Annotated in this window: 4 protein-coding genes; all 4 read left to right on the top strand. The window is 71.0% G+C overall.

Annotated features, from left to right (window positions below):
• The first annotated feature begins 76 nt into the window (after nucleotides 1–76).
• Complete coding sequence (locus ACOV8S_RS27080) at nucleotides 77–754, top strand: DUF4956 domain-containing protein (RefSeq protein WP_448321009.1); 678 nt, start codon at nucleotides 77–79, stop codon at nucleotides 752–754.
• Nucleotides 754–2,466 carry a CotH kinase family protein gene (locus ACOV8S_RS27075; protein ID WP_448321007.1) on the top strand — a complete coding sequence of 571 codons (1,713 nt, stop codon included), beginning with the start codon at nucleotides 754–756 and terminating at the stop codon, nucleotides 2,464–2,466. Before ACOV8S_RS27080 ends, ACOV8S_RS27075 begins: the two co-directional genes overlap by 1 nt.
• A gap of 226 nt (nucleotides 2,467–2,692) precedes the next feature.
• Complete coding sequence (locus ACOV8S_RS27070) at nucleotides 2,693–3,430, top strand: response regulator transcription factor (protein ID WP_448321006.1); 738 nt, start codon at nucleotides 2,693–2,695, stop codon at nucleotides 3,428–3,430.
• Nucleotides 3,427–4,328: HAMP domain-containing protein (locus ACOV8S_RS27065; RefSeq protein WP_448321004.1), on the top strand; the 902-nt coding region annotated here is incomplete at its 3' end. The genes ACOV8S_RS27070 and ACOV8S_RS27065, both read left to right, overlap by 4 nt.

The raw sequence follows: 4,328 nt of genomic DNA, 5'->3' as shown, positions 1-4,328 counted from the left end.
CCCCCACGACCCCGACCATCGAGCCGCTGCCCGGGCAGCGTCCGGCGTCCGAGGCGCCGGTGAAGGCAGGAGCACAGTGAACTTCGATCTGCAGGAACTCAGCGGCACGTTCAGCGTCGCCGACGTCGTCGCGGCCATGGCGCTGTCGTTCCTCCTGAGCACGTTGATCGGCTACGTGTACCGGTACACGCACCGCAACGTCTCCTACAGCCAGTCCTACGTCCAGACGCTGGTCATCGTGGGCATGATCGTCGCCCTGATCATGCTGGTCGTCGGGTCCAACCTGGCCCGGGCGTTCTCTCTCGTCGGCGCACTGTCCGTGGTCCGCTTCCGCAACGCGGTGAAGGAGACCCGGGACGTCGGCTTCATCTTCCTCGCGATGGCGATCGGCATGGCCTGCGGCGCCCGCTTCTACACGCTGGCCGCGGTCGGCGCCGTGGTGATCTGCGCGGTCGTCCTGATCATGTTCAAGTTCAACTGGTTCGCCCTGAACGTCCAGCGCCAGGTGGTCAAGGTCCAGGTCCCGGCCGGCGAGGACCACGCGCCCGCCATCAGCGACGTGCTCATCAAGTACACCACCGAGTTCGAACTGGTCAGCACCGAGACCATCAGGGGCGGCGCGCTCACCGAGGTGTTCTACACGGTGCGCATGAAGAAGGGCGCCGAGCCCGGCGAGCTGGTGAGCGCGCTGCAGGAACGCACCTCCGGACAGCGGGTGACCGTGCTGACCGGTTACGACACGACCGATCTGTGATGGCCGGTGACGACAGGACACGCGGACGCCGCCTGCGCGACCGCCTCCCGGTCCGGCTGCGGCACCACTGGAAGCCGGTGGGAGCGCTCTGCGTGGGTCTGGCGGTCATGGTCCACGGCTTCGGCGACGCCCGCGTCTCGCCGTACGTCACCTCCGCCTCCGCGGCGGAGGGCGACCCCATCACCGAGAACGTCAGGGGCACGGTCGGCCTCTACGAGACCTCGGTCGCCCACTCCGTGCAACTGGACTACGACCCAACTGAGTTCGAGAAGATGATGAAGGAGTTCACGGAGGACGGGAGCAAGGAGTACGTCAAGGCCGACCTCACGATCGACGGGGTCCACCTCGAGGACGTGGGCATCCGGCTGAAGGGCAACTCCACCCTGATGTCCCTGCGCGGCGGCGGTGCCGGAATGCCCGGCGGCGGCCGGACCGCGCCCGAGGGAGCGGCGGCCGGGAAGACCGCGCCCCAGCCGCCCCAGGACGGCGGGAACGCCGCGGGCGCCGGCGGGGGCAGGGGTGGCGGCATGACGCAGTACGACCTGTCCGAGGAGAAGCCGGAGGAGCTGCCCTGGCTGATCAAGATCGACGAGTACGTCGAGGGCCGCGCCTACCAGGGGGAGCGGGAGATCTCGCTGCGCCCCGGCAGCGGGGACGAGGTGCCGGTCAACGAGGCCCTCGCGCTCAGCCTGATGGACTCCAGCGGCCTGAAGAGCGAGCGCTACACCTTCACCGCGTTCAAGGTGAACGAACGCCCCGTCACCACGCGGCTGATGGTCGAGAACCCCGACACCGAGTACGCCGAAGCCGCCGGCGACGGCAACGGCGTGATATACAAGGCCCGCGCCGGCAGCAGTTTCGCCTACCAGGGCGACGACCCGACCGACTACGAGAGCTCCTTCAAGCAGCTGAACAAGGTCGGCAGCCAGGACCTCGAGCCGGTCATGAAGCTGATCAAGTGGGTCGACCAGGCCTCGGACGAGGAGTTCGAGAAGGAACTCGACCAGTACGTCGACGTGGAGTCCCTCGCCACGTACGTGGCGGCGCAGAACCTGCTGCTGAACTTCGACGACATGTCCGGGCCGGGCAAGAACTACCTGCTGTGGTACGACCTGGACACAAAGAAGTTCACGGTGCTGGGGTGGGACTACAACCTCACATTCTCCGGCGACGCGACGGCCGGACCCGACGACGAGATCGGCATGGGCGGCGGTCGGCCCGGGGGAGAGGCCCCGACCGAGGGCACGACCGAGGGCACGACCGAGGGCACGACCAAGGGCACGGCGGAGGGCACGACCGGGGGAACGGCCGACGGTGCTGCGCCGGAGGGGATGCCCGAGGGCTTCCCCGAGTTGCCGGAGGGCTTCCCCGAAGGGCCGCCCGGCGGCGCCGCAGCAGGGCAGGGCCAGGAGGCCGACGCCGGCCAGGGAGGCCCGGGCGGCATGGGCGGCGGGATGTCCTCGGGCCACGCGCTCAAGGACCGCTTCCTGGAGTCCGACGCGTTCGACGCCGTCTACAAGAAGGCGTACCAGGAGCTGTACGAGAAGTTCTACGGCTCGGGTTCCGCGACCGCGTCCCTCGACCGGATCGCCGGCGCGGCGCGCGAGGCGGGCGCCGACGGCACCGGTCTGGACACCACCGTCAAGGCGCTGCGTACGACCGTCACCGAACGCACCGAGGCGCTGGCGAAGCACGAGGAGGTCGCCGGCTGACCCGCCGCGTCCGGACGGGGCCCGGGCAGGGCTCCGTCCGGACGCCGGCGTCGCTCCCGCCGGCCCGGTCCCGGCTCCCTTCGTCCCTACGCCGCACGCCGGAGGAGACATGCCCGCTGCGAGCGCCGTCCGCGGGCACCTCCGCGACCGGCCGCGGGTAACGTCCGGTACGGGCCCACGCCCCGGCACACCGTGGACCTCACCGAAGAACGGATCGCACAGCACCATGACCGAGCACTCCGAGGCGGAGCCGCGGCACCGGCTCCTCGTCGTCGAGGACGAGCCCAGCATCCGCACCCTGCTCGAGTCGACCCTGCGGCTCACCGGCTACCGGGTGAGCAGCGTCGACTCCGGCCGGGCGGCCCTGACCGAGGCCGAGCGCCTGCAGCCGGACCTGGTGCTGCTGGACGTGATGCTCCCCGACCTGGACGGCTACGAGGTGACCCGCCGGCTCCGTGAGACCGGGAACCAGGTGCCGGTGCTGTTCCTGACCGCCCGCACCGGCGTCGATGACCGCATCAAGGGCCTCAGCGCCGGCGCCGACGACTACGTGACCAAGCCCTTCAACATCGAGGAAGTGCTGCTGCGCATCCAGGCCATCCTGCGGCGCACCCTCGGCACCGAGGCCCTGCTGCCGGACACCGTCCTGCGCTACGCCGACCTCGAACTGGACGAGACGGCGCACGAGGTGCGGCGGGCCGGCGAGTACCTGCAGCTGTCCCCGACGGAGTTCAAGCTGCTCTCCTACCTGATGGACAACGCCGGCCGGGTGCTGAGCAAGACACGCATCCTCGACCACGTGTGGGGCTACGACTTCGCGGGCGACACCCGGGTCGTGGAGACCTACGTCCGGTACCTGCGCAAGAAGGTCGACCGGTTCGACCCGCCGCTCATCCACACCGTCCGGGGCGTCGGCTACTGCCTGCGTCTGCCCCGCCCGCACGAGGGGAGCACGGACCGGTGAAGCCGCCCCGCACACCGGCCCCCCGTTCGCTGCGCGGCCGCCTCCTCCTCGGTGTCACCGTGCTGGCGACGGTGGCCGTACTGGCCTCCGAGCTGGTCGGCTTCTTCGTCCTGCGATCGTGGCTCATGGACCGCGTCGACCAGCAGCTCGCCGAGTTCGCCCCGCGGCCGCCGTCCTTCCGCGACGCCCGCAGGCCCGGCGGGCTGCCGCCCGTCGAAGGCCCCGGCTCCCTGCCGTCGGACTTCCGGGTCCACTTCTACGACGACGCCGGCAACCGCCTGACGTACTCGCTCGGCTCGGACGACCGGCCAGGACCCCGCCTGCCCGACACGCTGGCGGACCTCCAGCTGACGGAGGGACACCCGAGGACCGTGGACGCCGAGTCCGGCGACGGCAACTGGCGCGTGCTGCTGCGACCCGGAGCGCAGGGCGTGAACGCCGTGATCGCGCTGCCCCTCGACACCGTCGACGGGGCCACCTCCAAGATCCTCTGGATCGACGCCCTGCTGCTCGCCGTCACCGTCGCCGCCCTGCTGGCACTGGCCCGCGGAGTGGTCCGGCTGGGGCTCCTGCCGCTCAGCCGGATGGAGCGCGCCGCCGGGACCATCACCGCGGGCCGGCTCGACCGGCGGTTGCCCGACACCGATCCCCGCACCGAGATCGGGCGGCTGGGCCTGGTGCTCAACACGATGCTCGACCGGCTCCAGGCGGCGCTGAAGGAGCGTCAGGCGTCGGAGGACCGCATGCGGCAGTTCGTCGCCGACGCCGGACACGAACTGCGCACCCCGCTGACCGCCATCCAGGGCTTCGCCCAGCTCGCCCTCCGGCCCGGCGCCCGTTCCGCCCAGGAGCGGCGGGAGGCCGACCGGCTCGTCGCACAGAACGCGGAACGCATGGC

The organism is Streptomyces sp. CO7 (genome assembly GCF_053474865.1).
Note: the sequence above shows the minus strand (reverse complement) of the source record. Positions and strands in the feature narration are given on the sequence as shown.

What these genes read in the sequence shown, in the direction of transcription:
- ACOV8S_RS27070 (WP_448321006.1), top strand. Translation starts at nt 2,693, where the DNA reads ATGACCGAGCACTCCGAGGCGGAGCCGCGGCACCGGCTCCTCGTCGTC.
- ACOV8S_RS27075 (WP_448321007.1), top strand. Translation starts at nt 754, where the DNA reads ATGGCCGGTGACGACAGGACACGCGGACGCCGCCTGCGCGACCGCCTC.